This is a genomic window from Leptospira semungkisensis (assembly GCF_004770055.1).
GTDB classification, from domain to species: domain Bacteria; phylum Spirochaetota; class Leptospiria; order Leptospirales; family Leptospiraceae; genus Leptospira_B; species Leptospira_B semungkisensis.
Genome location: NZ_RQEP01000019.1, coordinates 815,615 through 832,702, shown reverse-complemented (window position 1 = coordinate 832,702; position 17,088 = coordinate 815,615). Strand labels below are relative to the sequence as shown.

Here is a 17,088-nt window from a genome sequence, read left to right as displayed (position 1 = left end):
AAGAAATCTCTAAAGTCCTTACTTTAATCGTGAGACCTCTATGCGCTTCTATGAAAATAGAACGATTTTGGTAAGCTGAAAGATCTGATTTTATCTTAGCCGAGAGGGGTGCTGCATTTTTTTGCGAGCAGACATCCCCACACATAAAAATGTCCGTAAGGAGTGAAGATCAGCATCGAAATTAGCTGAAGAGGGGAAGTGACAATATCCAAGCCTACCGAGAAAGGGTAGAGGATTGGATAGGAGCTCCATACAAAAGCTCTGTCGTCTTTCTTATCCCAATCTCTCGGATAGGATATCAGAAGGATCCCGTTCGGAAGATTTTCTAAATTTCCTTTTAATCTAAAAATTCTGTTCTCTGTTTTTCTGATTTTTCCTGGAAATTCTACAGGTAGTTCGGATTGGATCGCGATGATTCTTTCTTCTTTCGGAATTGAAAATTTACGAATTTCTAATGTTTCACAATTTTTCGGACTATTGATGTCCTGAGATGGTTCCAACGGCTTTCCTAAATGATTGGAAAGGACCTGATACGAGTGTCCGTTTCCAATGAGAGTCAAGGCTTGTCCTGTTTTCGTCCCGATCTTTAGAGTCCTATGGGTAAAATAAGAACCCTTGCAAAGCTCGGCGAAATGTATCTCCTTTCCTAAGAAATGCTTTTTGAAGTCCACAGTGTCATATCCTCGGGTTTTAGGAGAGAATACGAGTTTTTCGAATCTTCTAGGATTGGGAAATAGCTTCGAATAATTGTCCAAACCGTTTGAAGATATTAGTATTATCTCGAATTCAGGCAGCCAGATGGAATTTTTCAGTTCCGGAACCTCTTCGAAAGATATTTCTTCCGTTAGTTTTGATTCCTTTCTCTCTTTGCAATCGGAAAGCTGAGAAAGATTCGGATACCCGAGATGATTCGGCCTTAAAGAGTCTACATTTGCGCAGCGGCTTTCCTCATCTATATATCTGTATTTCGTATCCTTATCCGAATACAAGCCGGCAGAATAAGAGATCATGAACTCTTTATCCGACTTTCGGATTGAATTCAATTCAACGATTGTCTTTCTGAGAGGAGGAAGTTGCTCTCTTTGCTTCCTTAGGCTATCGTCATGTTTTATGAGAACTGAATACGTGAAACAGTTCCAGTGGAAAAGAACTGATACCAAAACAAAAATGATTTTATGCACGACTCTTCATCCGGAAATTCTTAAGAGGAGCTTGAGACTTTCAGATCGGTTGAGTTTAGGAAAGAAAAAATTTCCGAGCGTGAAAAATTTGAGGGGCCCCCGCCCATGTTCGGGTGGGGGGAGTGGCCCGTGGGTTTCCTTCCGTCCCTATATCATAAAAACGGCGTTTGCGCAACAACGAAATCCGATCGCTCCAATCACGTAGGAACTTCTTTTCTCGAATGTGGGAACTATCTAAACTTACGCAAATAGCTTCTCATTCAATAATTCGTGAACCACTCCGGCTCCCGCCATACCACCGGAGGCAGCTGCAAGTAAAACGGAATGAGCAGGGCTGCTATTATCCCCGCAGGCAAACACTCCTTCTATAGTTGTTTTTCCTCTCTCCGCCACTTTATAAAAACCGAATTGATCTTTTTCGCAACCTAACTCCTCTCCGATTTGAGATTTCAATTTGAAAGGAAAAGATGGAAGTGCGTATATAGCCTCTCTTTCCAATTCTTCTCCGTTTTCGAAAGTTACCGATTTTAATTTCTCTCCCTCGTGCGCGAAGCTAAGAATTTTCTCTTCGATAAGTCGGATGTTTTTGCGTTTTAATAGATCCTTCTGTTCTTCTTTGATTTCGGCTTTACCGTTCGTCAGAACGACCAAGTCAGTAGCAAGATCGTAGATTAATGGAAGCATATGAAATAACATTTCTCCGTTTCCGAGAAGTGCGATCTTGGAACCTCTCACTTCGAAACCATGACAATAAGGGCAATGAAAAATGGATTTCCCCCAAAGCTCTTGAAAGCCCTGGATTGGTAGGGATTTATCCACTACGCCGTAAGCCAGAATGATCTTTTTAATGATAAAAGATTCTCCGGAAGATACTTTTGCTAAAAATCCAGATCCCGATCTTACTACCGAAAGAACGGATCCTTCAAAAAAGCGGATTGTATTATATTTTTCTAAATCTTTTCGCGCTAAATTTCTCCATTCCGCAGGATGGATACCGTCGCGAGTGGGAAAGTTATTCAAATGAGAAGATGCAGCATTTCTTGGGCGACTATCATCGCATAAGAGAGCGTTTCTACTCATTCTACCCAATGCTAAGGCGGCGCTTAGGCCTGCAGGACCTCCGCCTATAATCAACACCTCGTGTTCCGAATTCATATAAATCTCCTTACGAAATTTTCTTTATGTTCTGATTATTTAGATGTAAGGCATGCACGTTTTGTAAATACTTTTCATGTAGAAGTTAGATTTTTTGATTTTGTTCCTATTTTTGTTGTATTATTGATACTTATTAGGTATCAATGAAATATGGATCTGTCCAAGCTTAAGTCCTTTATAGTAGTCGCTGAAGAATTAAATTTTAGAAAAAGCGCCGAAATTTTGGGGATGTCTCAACCTCCTCTGACGCGTTTAATTTCTTCATTCGAAGAGGAATTATCCACCAAACTTTTCGAGAGGACCACGAGACAAGTAAAGCTGACCGGAGCGGGAATATTCCTTCTAAAGGAAGGAAGAGATATCATCTCAAAGGTGGAAAGTATAGAAAAGGAAGTCCGCTCTATCGGAAAATTAAAGTCGGGAGTCCTGAATATAGGATTTTCTACGACAACCTTTATGGCTAGTTTACCTCAGATTATCGAAGAGTTTCGGGATCGATTTCCAAGGATAAAATTTCAACTTCACCAAGAATCTAGGAACAGAATCCGGAAAGGTTTGAAGTCCGCTCATTTCGATATTTGTTTTTTGGAAGGCGAGATACCTGAACCCGGCTTTGAGAAATATGCTGTGCATGACGAGGTTCTAGGAGTTTTACTTCCGAAAAAACATCCTCTAACAAAGAAAAAGGAAATCGAACTTTCTGAATTAAAGAACGAAACGATTATCCTGCATCCTAAAAAAGATTCCGGAAATTTTTATGATACTATCATCCAACTCTTTAAACAAAGCGGAATAAAACCGAAAGTCTATGTGAAAAACGAACGAGAAAGCTGTCCGATCCTCGTCGCAACCGGCAAAGGTGTTTCTCTTACCATTTTGGGAGCGCAAAACTTTGCGCCTGCAGATACGCAATTCGTTCCGATCAAAAAATTGTATCTTCCAGTTTCCGTTTTTTGGGTTCCTGAAAATAGGAACCCGTCTTTGAAGACCTTTCTAAGTTTCGTTACTGAAAGTAATGTCTTAAAAGATAGAAAAGCTGAATGTTTGATGGACGTTATGAAACTATAGTTTTTCTATTCCGTCCAGGCGACTTGGATTTCTCTTTCTCCCACAAAGGGAAGTCTACCGTGAGAGACGGAATAGTTATCAATATACAAGACATCTTTCTTTTCCCAAGAGAAGATCTGTATATTCTTCCAGAAAATTTCTAGGATAGCGTTGATCTCTTTTTGACTGATCTCTGTGCCGTCTCCGTAAGTTGCATGCACGTCCAATTCTTCCGATCTATGGAATAGTTTCTTTATTGAAGTAAGAAGATTTAAAGTTAAGAAGACTGCAAGTCCTCTCCACGTTTTCTGTCTGTTGTATACATGCTTGTATTCTAGTCTTGGGGAATCTATATGAAAGGTTTGGATATGATTGTGCCAAGCCTCCACTCCGGAAGAAGGATGTTTCCTCGTTCCTACTTGAATATTCGTTAATCTTAATTTATTCTTCGGAAGCCATACATGTTTAAAGTTCTGTTTCTTAAATTCATTTTCGGCTTCTTCTTTGTTGGTCGTGTTGAACATCTCACTCCAACGTTTTGTTTTCCATAGACTGAATCTGGATGAATTTGGTCCGTCGTAATGACGAATGTAGCGAACTCCCTTTTCTTCTACCTTTCTTCTGATATTCTCAGGGATTTGTTTCAAAACCGCTCTTAGATCTGTGATCGGCGTCTCTCCATTCTTGCTCGGAGCAGTCTTTGCATAAAAGAAAAGCTTCTTTGGTGGCTTGTCTAAGAAACTCATCTCAGCATGCTGCATGATCGGATACGCAGAAGGAAGCTCGCTTGCAGTATGAACGTATTTAGTTACTTTATCTCTGGGAGAAGTTCCTAAATACGCTTCCGAAAGATCCGTATCCAAGGCAAGGGCAACTTTTTCGAAATTTTTGGAGTCATCTATTCCAAACCCCCGGAATAGAATTGCTCCATAGATTAGAAGATCTCTCTGGATCTCCTTTTTATTTTTCCTGATCCAAGAAGTTAGGAAAGTTTCACTCGAAAACTCGGGGGCAGCCGGAGAATAAACAATGGGCAGCTCTAAACCTTCTAAATGATTTTTTAATATAGGTTGTCTGGCATGATTACGTTTTCTTGCTTTAGGCTTGTCTAGTTGACCAAGTCTTTTGGAGGAGAGCTTTGTTTTTCGGGAAGATGGTTTGGATTTTGTTACTGGCATTTCTTTCTCCTTTTGACCAAGCATGAAAAGTAATATAGAGTGGGCCAAACTTCTATCTTATATTATGGAGAAATTTCTACTATACTGGATAGATTCTTATTCCTTTGTCTAATATATTGCTCATCTTCCTAATCCTACTTATTAGTTCCGGGATTTGAAGAAGTTCTCCTCCTCGAATGAAAGTGATCCAGTTGGCCTGTAGGTAGAGCATGCGCATTTGTTGAAAGACTCACTTCTCATTCCTTACTTCCGCACGATAACGAGATCTAATATATTAGAAAAACATTATATAGTCGATCGATTCGAATCTTTCTGAATCCTTTCTCTGATTCGTTTTGCTTCCAAACAAAGGGGCCAGGCCTGAAAATGGATCGACCTCAGTTAGTTTTCGGAGAAATTGCTGCGCAGTTTATATGAAATTGTCCAAACTTTTAATCGCAAATCGGGGAGAAGTCTCTCTTCGGATCGCTCGTGCTGCTGCCGAGTTAGGAATTCAAACCTTATCTATTTATTCGGAAGATGATCTTAATTCAAGACATAGATTGGCGACGGATCTTTCCAAACCTTTAAAGGGAGTAGGAGTTCCTGCCTATTTGGATCAGGAACAGATCTTAAGAATAGCAAAGGAGAATCGCTGCGATTCCGTTCATCCTGGCTATGGCTTTTTAAGCGAGAACCATGAGTTCGCGGAGAAATGCGAAAGATCGGAAATAGTTTTTATAGGCCCGAATTCTTCTGCATTGAAATTGCTCGGGGATAAGATAGAGGCTCTTCGGCTTGCTGAAAAATTACATATTCCTGTGTTACCGGGGGTTCGGAGCGTCGTAAGTTTAGAAGACACGAAACGATTTTTTTCGGAACAGGGATCGATCATGATCAAAGCCTTGTCTGGCGGAGGTGGAAGAGGGATCCGAGTCGTTCTGAAGAAGGAGGAATTGGCCGATTTGTTCAAAGCTTGTTCCGATGAGGCGCAATCTGCATTCGGAAATTCTAATTTATATTTAGAGAAATTTCTTCCTAAAGCAAGGCATATCGAGGCTCAGATTTTAGGAGATGGATCCGGAGAGATTGTTCATCTTTGGGAAAGAGATTGTTCCCTGCAAAGACGAAATCAAAAGCTGATTGAAATTGCACCGGCTCCTTTTCTTTCTTCTTCGGCAAGAGAGAAGATCCTTTCTTATTCCAAAAAGATCGCTCAGTATTTGAAATATAAGAGTTTGGGAACTTTCGAATTTCTTTTAGATCCGGAAAATCAAGAAAACATTTATTTCATGGAAGCGAATCCGCGTCTGCAAGTGGAGCACACTGTCACGGAAGAGATTACCGGATTGGATTTGGTTCAATTGCAAATGCAAATCGCTTCAGGAAACCTTCTGAAAGACTTGGATTTGGCCCAAGACTCCATTCCTTCTCCTAAAGGATATGCGATCCAGATCCGGATCAATTCGGAGATACTGGATGAGAAGGGGAATACTCGTCCTTCTTCCGGAAAGATCCGTTTGTTTGAGCCGAGTAGCGGGCCTGGAATACGAGTGGATAGTGTCGCTTATTCAGGTTACGAGATTAATCCGAATTATGATTCACTACTCGCTAAGTTGATTGTTCGCTCTAAGAATGAGAACTTTACGAATTTATTATCTTCTTCTTTGCGTGCCTTGAGTGAGTTTCGGATTGTAGGGGTTCCTACAAATTTGGATCTTCTTCAAAACATACTTCAATCCAAAGAAGTCCAAGAGTATTCCGTTCATACTCAATTCATCCAAGAAAAGATCTCCGATTTATTGAAATCTAAGGTTGCGGATCCTAGGCAATTTCCTTTCGAATCGGAGCAAAATATCTCCAGCAAAGCGAAGCGAGAAGAGGAAGAAGTTTTGCCGGACGGTATGTTTCGGTTTTCTTCTCCAATGGCAGGGCGGCTTGTCGAGGTGAGTCCTTCGGAAGGAGACTTTATTCGTAAGGGGCAGAAATTAGCGGTTCTTTCTTCGATGAAGATGGAGCACGTATTGAATTCTGAGATCAGTGGATATGTGGAAAGCATACTTGCTTCTGCAGAAGACACAGTCTCTGAATCTCAGACCTTACTTCTTATCCGTAAGTCGGATACAGAAGAAGAGCATCATACTGAAGATATTTCTGTAGACTTGGATCGTATCCGTCCGGATTTGCAGGAAGTTAAAGATAGACTCTCTGTGAATGAGGATACGGCGAGAGCACAAGCGGTTTCTAAACGCCACAAAAGAGGACAAAGAACTACAAGAGAGAATATTGCAGATCTTTGCGATCCTGGAAGTTTTATAGAATATGGTGCCTTGGCTTTGGCTGCGCAGCGCCGCCGAAGATCTTTAGATGAATTAATTAAATTAAGTCCAGCCGACGGTCTCGTAGCCGGTCTTGGAACGGCAAATGGAACTTTCTTCGAGGCAAATAAATCAAGAATTTCTGTATTAGCTTATGATTATACGGTTTTTATGGGAACGCAAGGAGCAATGAATCATAAGAAAACGGATCGCTTCTTGCAAATGGTAAAGGAGCAGAGACTTCCTCTTGTTTTCTTTACGGAAGGAGGAGGTGGACGTCCTGGAGAAGTAGATGTGCCTGCCGTTGCAGGTTTAGATTTGCATACATTCCGCCAATATGCAGGCTTGAAAGGCATCTTACCCAGGATCGCAGTGAATGCAGGAAGATGCTTTGCTGGAAACGCAGCCTTATTCGGTGCGAGTGATATTAGAATAGCAACAGAAGATTCTAATATAGGAATGGGTGGCCCCGTCATGGTGAAAGGGGGAGGACTCGGAAATTTCTCAGCAGAGGAGATCGGGCCTGCGAGCATACAAACAAGGAATGGAGTGATCGATGTATTAGTTTCGAATGAAGTTGAAGGAGTAAGGATTGCCAAGAAGGCCCTTTCTTATTTTCAGGGAGATCTCAGGCAATTCGAATCTTCCGATCAAAGAGCACTTAGAAATTGCATTCCTGAGAATCGTTTGCGTTCGTATGATATTCGAAAATTGATAGATATCCTGGCCGATCAAGATTCGGTGTTAGAGCTCCAGAGAGATTTTGCAAAAGGTATCGTTACTTCCTTTATCAGGATAGAAGGAAGAGCATTGGGGCTCGTTGCGAATGATCCCACTCATCTTGGTGGCGCGATCGATGCTGAGGCAGCGGATAAGTCGTCCAAATTCCTGGATTTCTGCAATACATTCAAAATACCTGTATTATTTCTTTGTGATACTCCTGGATTTATGGTCGGTCCGGATGTGGAGAAAAAGGGATTAGTTCGAAAAGCCGCCGAGCTTTTTGCAGCCGGTGCTTCATTAAAGGTTCCTGTATTTACGATCATTCTTCGAAAAGGATATGGCCTCGGTGCGATGGCAATGGCCGCTGGTAGTTTTCACGCTCCTGTCTTTACAATTTCATGGCCTACGGGTGAATTTGGTGCAATGGGAATTGAAGGAGAGATTCGGACTGGTTTCCAAAAGGAATTAGCCGAAGTGAAAGATTGGAAGGAAAGACAGATCCTATTCGAGCGCTTGGTTGCAGAGGCGTATGAAAGAGGGAAGGCGATCAATATGGCTTCGTATCTGGAGATAGATGCAGTCATTGATCCTTTGGATTCACGTAAATGGATTGTCCGAGGATTGGATTCCTGTGCTTAGAGAAGTTCTACTTTGGAAATAAATGTTTTTCTTTCTCCTGGAAAAATCTTGATAAGATCCGGATCTATGATTAGATTTTGCCTCTCTTAGGAGGATAGCATGTTTAGAAATCCCAAGGCTAGGATCTTGGCATTGGCAACGGTCCTTGTGTTAATCGTTTCCTTTTCCCATACGAACGCACAAGACTTGAATATATACGGAACATACAAGGTAACCGGAACCAATCCGGATGGAAGCAGATACAAAGGATCTGTGGCTGTGACCTTGAATGATGACGGTACTTATAATTTTGAATGGAGTGTCGGTAACACGTTCTCCGGTACAGGATCCTTGAATGGAAATACTCTCACCGTGGATTGGGGAGATACATATCCAGTGATCTATACTGTTAAAAACGGAGGAACAAGATTGGAGGGCACCTGGGGGAACGGAAGCGGAACCGAGATCCTATCTAAATAATCATTCGGCGATCACGAAGTCTCTGCCTCTTTGAGAAGAATACGGAAACTGTTCCTTCTTGATCACAGACTTCGCGATCTCCGGCACTCTTAGGTTGATATACGAGATCAAACCGGACGCTGTAATTTTTCCGTTCGTGTTTGCTCTTCCACCTAATCCTTCTAATAAGGCAGTAGTAAATACTCCGTGCTCCAATGCAGAAGATTCATAGGCATCTTCTTTTTCTAATGTAGATGCAATGACGCAAAGCCCAGCCGACTTGGCAAGATTTCCCAACTCCTTGAATTGAGTGGTCCATTCTCCACCGGAATCGCAGGTGTCGAAGATGAGAAGCTTTCTCGTAGCATTCACCTTTGCAATGGAGGAAACAAAATCTTCCTGGCTAAAACCGTTCTCCGAATAATTCGGATTCTCCGGATCGAAGTTAGAAGTGAGAAAATAGAATTTGCCATCCTTATTCGCGCCATGTCCTGCAATAAAGACCAGCAATAGATCCTCGGGTGCAGATTCCTTGGCAACTTCTTCAAAAATAGAAAGAATTCCCTTCTTATTTGCTTTAGCATCGTAAGCAGTATAGATCTTAGTAGAAGAGAATATATTTTTCTTTTTGAATGCTTCTGCATTGGAGAGTGCCAATGCATCCTTGACTGCATATCTAAGATCCATACTCTTTCCTTTGTAGTCATCTACTGCAAGAAGAACTAAATGAAGCTTAGGTAATTTAGATTCTGATAATGTTTTATGAAAGGAGACCATTTTGGAGTATCCGACTATGCCGGCCTTACTTGCACTGGAAACCCTGAAGTAATTTTCTCCGGAAGAAAGATCCGGCGAGAATGTCTTATGGATGCAATTATCTCCCGGGATCAAGCGGATTGCCCTAGAAGTTTCTAAGGAAACTAAAGAATCATTATGATATAAATATAGATCTCCGACCCCTCCGCCTTCGTCACAAGCTTTTACGGAAATAGAAACTGTTTCTCGATCGGGAGAAGGTTCTAAGCGGATATCTACTTTAGGAGGAGGAGAAGTGTTGATCAGATCCGAAACGCTTGGCCTTGTTTCCAATCTGCCATGAAAGATCTTTTGAATAAGACCCGGAGAAAAGAAAAGGCTATAGAAGGAATCCAGACCGGAATGTACGTCTGTATTCTCCGTATTAAAATAAAAATAACTTTCTAAAAATTCAGAGTCATAATCGAATCCACCGCTCGGATCGAATACGATCTTTCCCTTGTCCGTTAAGACTATATTTGCGAGCTCCTTTCCATTTGTATCGAATATCTTTTGCGTTCCATCATCGCTTCCTGTGAGAACTTGCTTTTCGTTATTGATAAAGATTGCCTGATTCACAGTGTCCGAATGTCCACTTAAAACAGCCTTCAGGCCCGCCTTGGTATCCCAGATCTTTGCCGTAAGATCTTCCGAAGAGCTTAGGATAAACTTTCCGTTTTTTGAATATGTTATGGATCTAACCGATGAGGTATGTTGTCCTATCTCGTTTTTCTTTCCATTTTCGATTGTTATCTCTCTGATTTTCCCGTCGTCTCCTCCGGTAGCCACTTTCAATCCATCCTTGGAGATCTTAGCGCATAAGATTGGACTTTCTCTCGTATCCAGTATCTTGATCTGGGTTCCCTCCAGACTCCAAAGTACAGCGGTCCCATCTTCGCTTGCAGTCAGAAATGATTTTCCATCCGGAGAGAATTGAATCGAAGTGATCGAGAGGGAATGAGCCTGAAAATTTGCTCTCATCTTTCCACTCAGATCCCAGATCCTCACTCTACCATTCTCATCTCCTCCTAACAATCTAAGACCGTCTGGAGAAAAATCCAAAGAAGTAATTGATCCAAGAGAGTTCGGAATTTCTAGATTCGTTTCCAGATCGGGAGAGAGTATCTTGATCTTACTCTCATCGGATTGGTAGGCAATCTTGCCTGATGGATTAGAATACGCAATGGAGGAAATAATAGAAGTGTTGGAGGTTAACGCTTTGAATTTTCGATTCGTAAGATTCCAAACTAGAACAGTCTTATTCTCTAATCCGGTGGCAATGCTTCCGTTTCCAAGATCAGTAAATGCAGTGATCGCTGAGGATTCTTTCCAGGCAGGATGAAATGGATTATCTAAGGCAAGTAGCCCTGCGCTTAAAATGAAACATGCTGCCAAGAAAAAGATCCTCATCGTTCGATCCTCGCGTTAGTTGTTATCGTCGTCAGAATTGATCTGATTCTGTTTTGTGCTGGAAAAGGATCCGACCGTATTTGCTTTAGTCTGTGATTTTACGGTTCCGGTAGGTTCGTTTACATTCATTCGAACTGTCACTGGTAATCCGTTCGGACCCACTGGAACAAAGATCAACTTGTTCTGAGGGTTATCATACGCCTTATATTGGATGTATTTGGAAGAGATTGCTTCGTTTACGATCTTGATCGCATCCGCTTCTGCCTTTGCCTTGATGCTTACGATTTCGGCGTCTCTCTGAGCATTCATTCTCGCGATCTCGTTGTCTTTTTTCTGAATAGCGATCTCGAATTTCATGGTCTCGAGTTCTTGTTCTTTTGTAAGTTTCTTCTGGATAGCGTCCATGATCTGTTGGCTAAAAGAAATATCGTCTATGTTCACATTGTTGATCTCAATATGACGGGAACTTAATTTGTCCTCCATCATTGCCTTGATCTCCTTAACGATCTGCTGATTATTCTTAGAGATCTGGATCATAGGATAATTGGTGAATGCATTTCTCACGCTGGTCCTAAAATCCTGTCTTACCACGTGGTTATAATATTGTGGACCAACCTCCGTGTGAAGACTTACCAATTGGCCTTGGATGGGACGAAGAGTGATCGAGGCAACCACGTCTATTCTAAGATCGTCTCGAGTGATCACGTCGATAGTTTCCTTATACGGTTCCCATTGCAGATTGTAAACGATCACATCTTTTGTGGGTGGGATCTGATAATTCCCAGCGAGCAGGATATCTTTTTCTACCTTATTATCGAAAGGCGCAAATACTATCCCGGCTCGCCCAGGTTCTATTGTGGTGAGGCAGCCGGTTGCGGAAAGGGCAATCATGGTAACTAGGCCCGAAAGAATGAATTTCTTGAACATCTTCGTACTCCTTTTGTCTTCTGAAAAGAAAGACCGAGGATGTTCCTAAAAATTTCCATTTCTCTAATATTCTCTTTGGAAACTTATTTTTCCAAGGTAACGATACTCAATTCGGAGGTATTCCAATCTCCGTCAGACACCGTTGTCTGTATGATTTTTATACCGCGACTAACGGACTCAAATGGACGATCTATGATTCCGAAAGGAGAGTCTCCGTAAGGTTTGGTTTGGAACAAATTCAGTTGAGATTTGGACGCAATCAACTTTACGGAATCCGTTCCGTATGGCTCTCCCGCGGCCAAGATATAGCCCGACTTTTCATCCGGGATAAGAAGTCTGACGTTAGCTTTCAGGAAATTGTTCGACTGAAATGAGTTTGGGAACAAAAGCAAGGTTTCTCCGTCACTTTGCAAAAGAATCAAATACGCATAGCAATCTTCCGATGCGTTTATAGAGAAGGAGACCGGCTCGTTCGATCTATAAATCTTTTGGGAAGAATTCAAACTTACTTTGATCGTTTGGCTTTTCGGTTTTAGAACGCTTAGGTTTTTTAGAAGAAGATTCTGGGTCAGAAATCCGGAGAGCTCCGTGAATGTCTTCTCCGACTTCTCTCTTTTAAAAGAACGAAGGAACTCAGATTTGGAAGTTTCCACATCTACGAGCTCCACGCTCCAACGATCCTTTTGGTTCTTTAGGTAGATTAGTTTCTGAGCTGAGAGTATCTTTCCTAACTTAGGAGCGTTTGCCGGATCTGTGATCCCGGTTTGGTTCAAGGAGATCTCATTCAATACATCTGCAGTCCTTTGCCTGTCGATCACTGAAACTCTTTCCGAACGGAGGAGAATGTCCTTTAATTCGTCCTGAGGGTTTTCCGAAGAAGTATCGGAACTAAGCAAGGCTATATTATATTTATCTAAAAAATTAGAAGAAGGGCTAGTCTCCGATCTGGGAACTGGAGTGATCGGAATGGAGACTGTTTCCGACGGACTTGCACATTGGACAAGGACAGAAACTGAAATAAGTAAGATAGCCTTAGGTAAAAAAGAACCGGAAAAAAGGAGACGGACCTTTGGGAATTCCGAGCCTCGATCGCTTTCTTCGGAAATCCTATACATGATTGCCTCCGGAGATAATTCTCTATAAGATTCTACTTTGTATTTGGACCTTTTCGCAGCTTGTTTTTCCCCGTTTTCAGGAAATTTTTTGATCAGTTAGAGAAGAGACTTCGGCCAACTTAAATGGAGAAATCTTCCACGTATACCTTTGCCTTGCGAATCCTCAAGTATACTGTTTCGCCAGGGAGAAGGTTTAGATCCTTGTACGTATTTTGGTCCAAGAGAGATTCTATCAAAGAGCCTGAATCCAAACGTTTGAGTTCTATTCGTACATTTCTTCCTGTAGAGTGGATGTATTGGATTTCGGCTGGGATCCCAGCCTCTTCGGAGCGGGAGATTTCCACGTCATACGGTCTTACATAGGCAACCGCTTCCTTATCTACCACGTCCGAATGTTCAGGAGTCTCTACATGGAGGTCTCCGATAGTCGCCTTGCCCTCATGGATCCTTCCATGGAAAAGATTTACATCTCCCAAGAAATGAAATACGAAAGGAGTCTTAGGCTTATTATAAACCTCGTCCGGAGTTCCGATCTGTTCTATCTTTCCGGAGCGAAGGATCACGATAGAATCACTGACCTCCAAGGCTTCTTCTTGGTCGTGAGTTACGAATACACTTGTGACATGGATTTCATCATGCAGCCTACGAAGCCAGGTGCGAAGTTCCTTTCGGACCTTTGCATCCAATGCGCCAAAAGGCTCATCGAGCAGAAGGAATTTAGGCTCGATTGCCAGAGCTCTCGCGAGAGCGACCCTTTGTCTTTGGCCACCTGAAAGTTCGAAAGGAAATCTATCGTGAAAATTTTCCAACTGAACCAGTTTCAAAAGTTGGAATACCTTGGCTCTAATCTCTTCCTTAGAAGGTCTTGTAGATCTAGGGCGCACCTTCAGACCGAATGCAATATTTTCGAAGATCGTCATGTGGCGGAAGAGAGCATAATGTTGGAATACGAATCCGACTCCTCTGTCTTTGGAGTTCTTAGACTTGGATTTTTCTCCATTGAATAACACTTCGCCTTCGTCAGGTACATCCAGTCCTGCGATGATCCTAAGAAGAGTGGTCTTGCCGCTTCCGGAAGGACCCAAGAGAGCGACTAGATTTCCTTCGGGAATCGTCAGGTCCACATGAGAGAGTGCCTGAAATTCTCCGAATCTTTTGCTAACATTGCGTATCTCTATGGACATATATGTATCTCCTAAATTTGGAAATCCGGAACATTCTTCTGTGGTTCCGATCCGCCGGAAGTTGAAGAGTTGATCTCTTCGTCCGGATCCTTCTCCTCTTTTTTAGAATGAAGGTTTCTCTCTAAGATGGATTTTAAGATCAAAGTGAGTAAGGAAAGAAATACAAGGATAGAAGCAGCGGAGAAGGCGCCGATAGAGTTGTATTCATTGTACAACATTTCGATCTGAAGAGGAAGTGTATTTGTTTTTCCTCTGATATGGCCTGAAAGAACGGACACCGCTCCGAATTCTCCCATGGCTCTTGCATTACATAAAATTAATCCGTAAAGAAGTCCCCATTTTATATTAGGGATGATGATCTTCAAAAAAGTTTGTCTGAGAGAGGCTCCCAAAAGGATCCCAGCTTCCTCTTCTTCCTTGCCTTGGCTTTGCATAAGAGGAATCAGCTCTCTTGCTACGAATGGCAATGTGATGAAGATAGTAGCGATCACTAGGCCTGGCGTATTGAATACGATTTTAATATTCCATTCTTCTAATGTGTCTCCGAGCCAGCCTTGTTTTCCGAATACAAGTAGAAAGATAAGACCTGAGATCACAGGAGAAACTGCAAATGGAGAATCGATGATCGTCAAGAGCACATTCTTTCCGGGAAATTCGAATCTAGTCAGAAGGAATGCTGCGATGAGTCCGAAGATCGTATTCAAAGGCACGGCGATTGCTGCCACCTTCAATGTCATGATCATCGCAGAGATCGTGTCAGAATCCTGCAATCCCTGCAAATACGCTTGCCAACCTCCCGAGAACGCTTCCATGAAAACGGTTGCGATAGGAAGAAAGAGTATGATTCCTGCGAGAAGTAATACGGAGCCGATCAAAAGTATACGGATCCAGATAGGTTCGGAATGTCTCATCCTAGCCTCCTAGAAGCCTTGTTCTGAAAGTAATTGATTCCGAACATGATTGCAAAGGATAGAACTAACATCAGTAATGCGATCCCTGTCGCCTTTGCATACTCATACTGTTCTAGTTTAGTAACAATGAGTAAGGGAAGGATCTCCGTCTTTCCAGGTAAATTTCCTGAAATGAATACAACGGAACCGTATTCTCCAATTCCTCTGGCAAATGCCATACTCGTGCCTGTTAAAAGAGAAGGAACAAGCTCCGGCAGAATTACTTTTGTGAATGTTTGAAAACGACTCGCACCTAAGCAGAATGCACTCTCTTCTAATTCCTTCGGAAGTTCTTCTAAGATAGGTTGTACTGTGCGGACAACGAATGGAAATCCGATAAATACGAGTGCGATCACAATCCCTGCAGGAGTATAGGCGATCTTGATACCCAGAGGTTCAAAGAATTGTCCGATCCAACCTTTAGGAGAATAGATCGTAGTTAATGCTATCCCTGCTACTGCAGTAGGAAGAGTGAAAGGAAGATCCACTAAGGAATCCAATATCCTCTTGCCCGGAAAATCATAACGAACTAATACCCAAGCAAATAAGAATCCTACGAACAAATTGATAATGGCAGCGACTCCTCCTGCACCGAAACTCAGGAGCAGAGCCTTTTGGATCCTATCTTCTGAAAAGACGGAAAGTAATCCAGCCCATCCCAGATTTGCGGATTTGAATACGAGTGCGGATAAGGGAATAACTACGAAACAACTCAGATAAAATACGGTTAGGCCGAAAGAAAGACCAAAACTCGTTTTAGAATAAGGGCGAAAGATCAGTTTCAAAGTGAAAGAAGTCCCTGAAGTCGATTCTTGGGAGACAGTCTATTTCGTCAAACCAAGAGCCGACGAATGTCGGCTCCGATTTTACAAAAGAGATGAAGAGGTAAACGACTTACTTCTTAGCTTCGCCATAGATGGAATCAAATAGACCGCCATCTGCAAAATGTTTCTTATGAGCAGCCGCCCAAGAACCTTCAATGCTTCTTACATCGAATAGATTTACCTTAGGGAATTTGGAAGCATTTGCTTTCAATACAGCTGCGTCGTTTGGACGGAAGAAATGCTTAGCGATGATCTCTTGTCCTTCTTTAGTGTATAAGAAGTTCAAGTAAGCCTTTGCTAATTCAGTGGTTCCTTTTTTGTTCGTCACTTTCTCAACGACAGCAACTGGAGTTTCTGCGAGAATACTCGCGCTTGGATAGACTACTTCTAATTGAGAGTTTCCACCGTTTGCTTTTTTGGATTCGGAGATAGCGAGTTCTGCTTCATTCTCCCAAGCCAGAAGAACGTCTCCGATTCCTCTTTGAACGAATGTAGTTGTGGAACCTCTTGCTCCAGTGTCCAGAACGGAAGTGTTCTTATAAAGAGCCTTAACAAACTCGGTTGCTTTCTCTTCTGTTCCGTACTTCTTCTTAGCGAATCCCCAAGCGGCGAGATAGTTCCAGCGAGCTCCACCGGATGTCTTAGGGTTAGGAGTGATCACACCGATCCCAGGTTTTACAACATCGTCCCAGTCTTTGATTGCTTTAGGATTTCCTTTTCTCACCAAGAAAACGATGGTTGAGTAATAAGGAACAGAATGATGAGGGAAGGACTTCTCCCAGTCTTTTGAAACTGCACCTGAATTAGTAACGATGCTATCGATATCATAAGCTAGTGCAAGAGTTACCACGTCTGCTTCGAGTCCGTCGATTACGGCTCTCGCTTGCTTACCGGATCCTCCATGGGATTGCTGGATGGTAAGTGCCTTACCTGTCTTCTTCTTCCAAGAATCGACGAACTGCTTGTTTACTTCTTCGTAAAGCTCGCGGGTCGGATCAAAGGAAACGTTCAATAGAACATCGTCCGCATATACGGAGAAGGTAGCAACGCCGCTTACTAGTAAGATCGCTAAGGATCGGAAGAATTTAGATTTCATTTTCATAGGATTCACTTTTACGTCCCTTTTGCCAATAAGCCAGAGGTTTAATTCAATTTATTGGATATTTTTCTGCTATAGTTGGAAGACCTCCTGGGTTTGTCAAGAAGGGTTTTGTATCTTAGAAAG

The 17,088-nt window shown here is 42.2% G+C and carries 13 protein-coding genes; 3 read left to right on the top strand and 10 right to left on the bottom strand.

Features of this window, described 5'->3' with window-relative positions:
• Positions 1-95 precede the first annotated feature (95 nt).
• Together EHO59_RS18075 and EHO59_RS18070 are read right to left on the bottom strand one after the other, a co-directional pair.
• Entirely contained in the window at positions 96-1,181 is a 1,086-nt protein-coding gene (locus EHO59_RS18075) for a hypothetical protein (protein ID WP_135589826.1), read from the bottom strand.
• A 240-nt stretch (positions 1,182-1,421) separates the two neighbouring features.
• Positions 1,422-2,336 (bottom strand): NAD(P)/FAD-dependent oxidoreductase, encoded by a 915-nt coding sequence (locus tag EHO59_RS18070; RefSeq protein WP_135589825.1) that lies wholly within the window; start codon positions 2,334-2,336, stop codon positions 1,422-1,424.
• Between the two features lie 150 nt (positions 2,337-2,486).
• Here EHO59_RS18070 and EHO59_RS18065 point away from each other — a divergent pair, with 150 nt between their 5' ends.
• A complete protein-coding gene (locus EHO59_RS18065) occupies positions 2,487-3,404 on the top strand; it encodes a LysR family transcriptional regulator (RefSeq protein ID WP_135589824.1) in 918 nt (305 codons plus the stop codon).
• A gap of 5 nt (positions 3,405-3,409) precedes the next feature.
• On the opposite strand, the gene EHO59_RS18060 is transcribed toward EHO59_RS18065, so the two are convergent.
• Positions 3,410-4,561: a TauD/TfdA family dioxygenase gene (locus EHO59_RS18060; RefSeq protein ID WP_135589823.1), complete on the bottom strand. Its 1,152-nt coding sequence runs from the start codon at positions 4,559-4,561 to the stop codon at positions 3,410-3,412.
• Positions 4,562-4,974: 413 nt separating this feature from the next.
• Between EHO59_RS18060 and EHO59_RS18055 the strand changes: the two genes are divergently transcribed.
• Both EHO59_RS18055 and lfb1 read left to right on the top strand, forming a co-directional pair.
• Positions 4,975-8,220, top strand: a complete 3,246-nt coding sequence (locus EHO59_RS18055; RefSeq protein WP_135589822.1) for an acetyl-CoA carboxylase family protein — start codon at positions 4,975-4,977, stop codon at positions 8,218-8,220.
• A 99-nt stretch (positions 8,221-8,319) separates the two neighbouring features.
• On the top strand, positions 8,320-8,679 hold the full coding sequence (lfb1, locus tag EHO59_RS18050; RefSeq protein WP_135589821.1) for an LIC10280 family protein: 360 nt from the start codon (positions 8,320-8,322) through the stop codon (positions 8,677-8,679).
• Here lfb1 and EHO59_RS18045 read toward each other — a convergent pair whose 3' ends face one another.
• From EHO59_RS18045 to EHO59_RS18015, 7 genes are all read right to left on the bottom strand, one after another.
• Entirely contained in the window at positions 8,680-10,863 is a 2,184-nt protein-coding gene (locus EHO59_RS18045; protein ID WP_135589820.1) for a caspase family protein, read from the bottom strand. It lies immediately after the preceding gene.
• Between the two features lie 15 nt (positions 10,864-10,878).
• Positions 10,879-11,790 carry a prohibitin family protein gene (locus tag EHO59_RS18040; protein WP_135589819.1) on the bottom strand — a complete coding sequence of 304 codons (912 nt, stop codon included), beginning with the start codon at positions 11,788-11,790 and terminating at the stop codon, positions 10,879-10,881.
• 83 nt (positions 11,791-11,873) lie between these two features.
• On the bottom strand, positions 11,874-12,905 hold the full coding sequence (locus tag EHO59_RS18035; protein WP_135589818.1) for a DUF4384 domain-containing protein: 1,032 nt from the start codon (positions 12,903-12,905) through the stop codon (positions 11,874-11,876).
• 119 nt (positions 12,906-13,024) lie between these two features.
• Positions 13,025-14,089 carry a sulfate/molybdate ABC transporter ATP-binding protein gene (locus EHO59_RS18030; protein ID WP_135589817.1) on the bottom strand — a complete coding sequence of 355 codons (1,065 nt, stop codon included), beginning with the start codon at positions 14,087-14,089 and terminating at the stop codon, positions 13,025-13,027.
• An 11-nt stretch (positions 14,090-14,100) separates the two neighbouring features.
• Positions 14,101-15,000, bottom strand: coding sequence for a sulfate ABC transporter permease subunit CysW (gene cysW / locus EHO59_RS18025; protein ID WP_135589816.1), 900 nt, complete (start codon positions 14,998-15,000; stop codon positions 14,101-14,103).
• Positions 14,997-15,824: a sulfate ABC transporter permease subunit CysT gene (cysT, locus tag EHO59_RS18020; RefSeq protein ID WP_135589815.1), complete on the bottom strand. Its 828-nt coding sequence runs from the start codon at positions 15,822-15,824 to the stop codon at positions 14,997-14,999. The genes cysW and cysT overlap by 4 nt, the downstream gene beginning before the upstream one ends.
• Before the next feature lie 109 nt (positions 15,825-15,933).
• Positions 15,934-16,959 (bottom strand): sulfate ABC transporter substrate-binding protein, encoded by a 1,026-nt coding sequence (locus tag EHO59_RS18015; RefSeq protein WP_210413100.1) that lies wholly within the window; start codon positions 16,957-16,959, stop codon positions 15,934-15,936.
• Positions 16,960-17,088 lie beyond the last annotated feature (129 nt).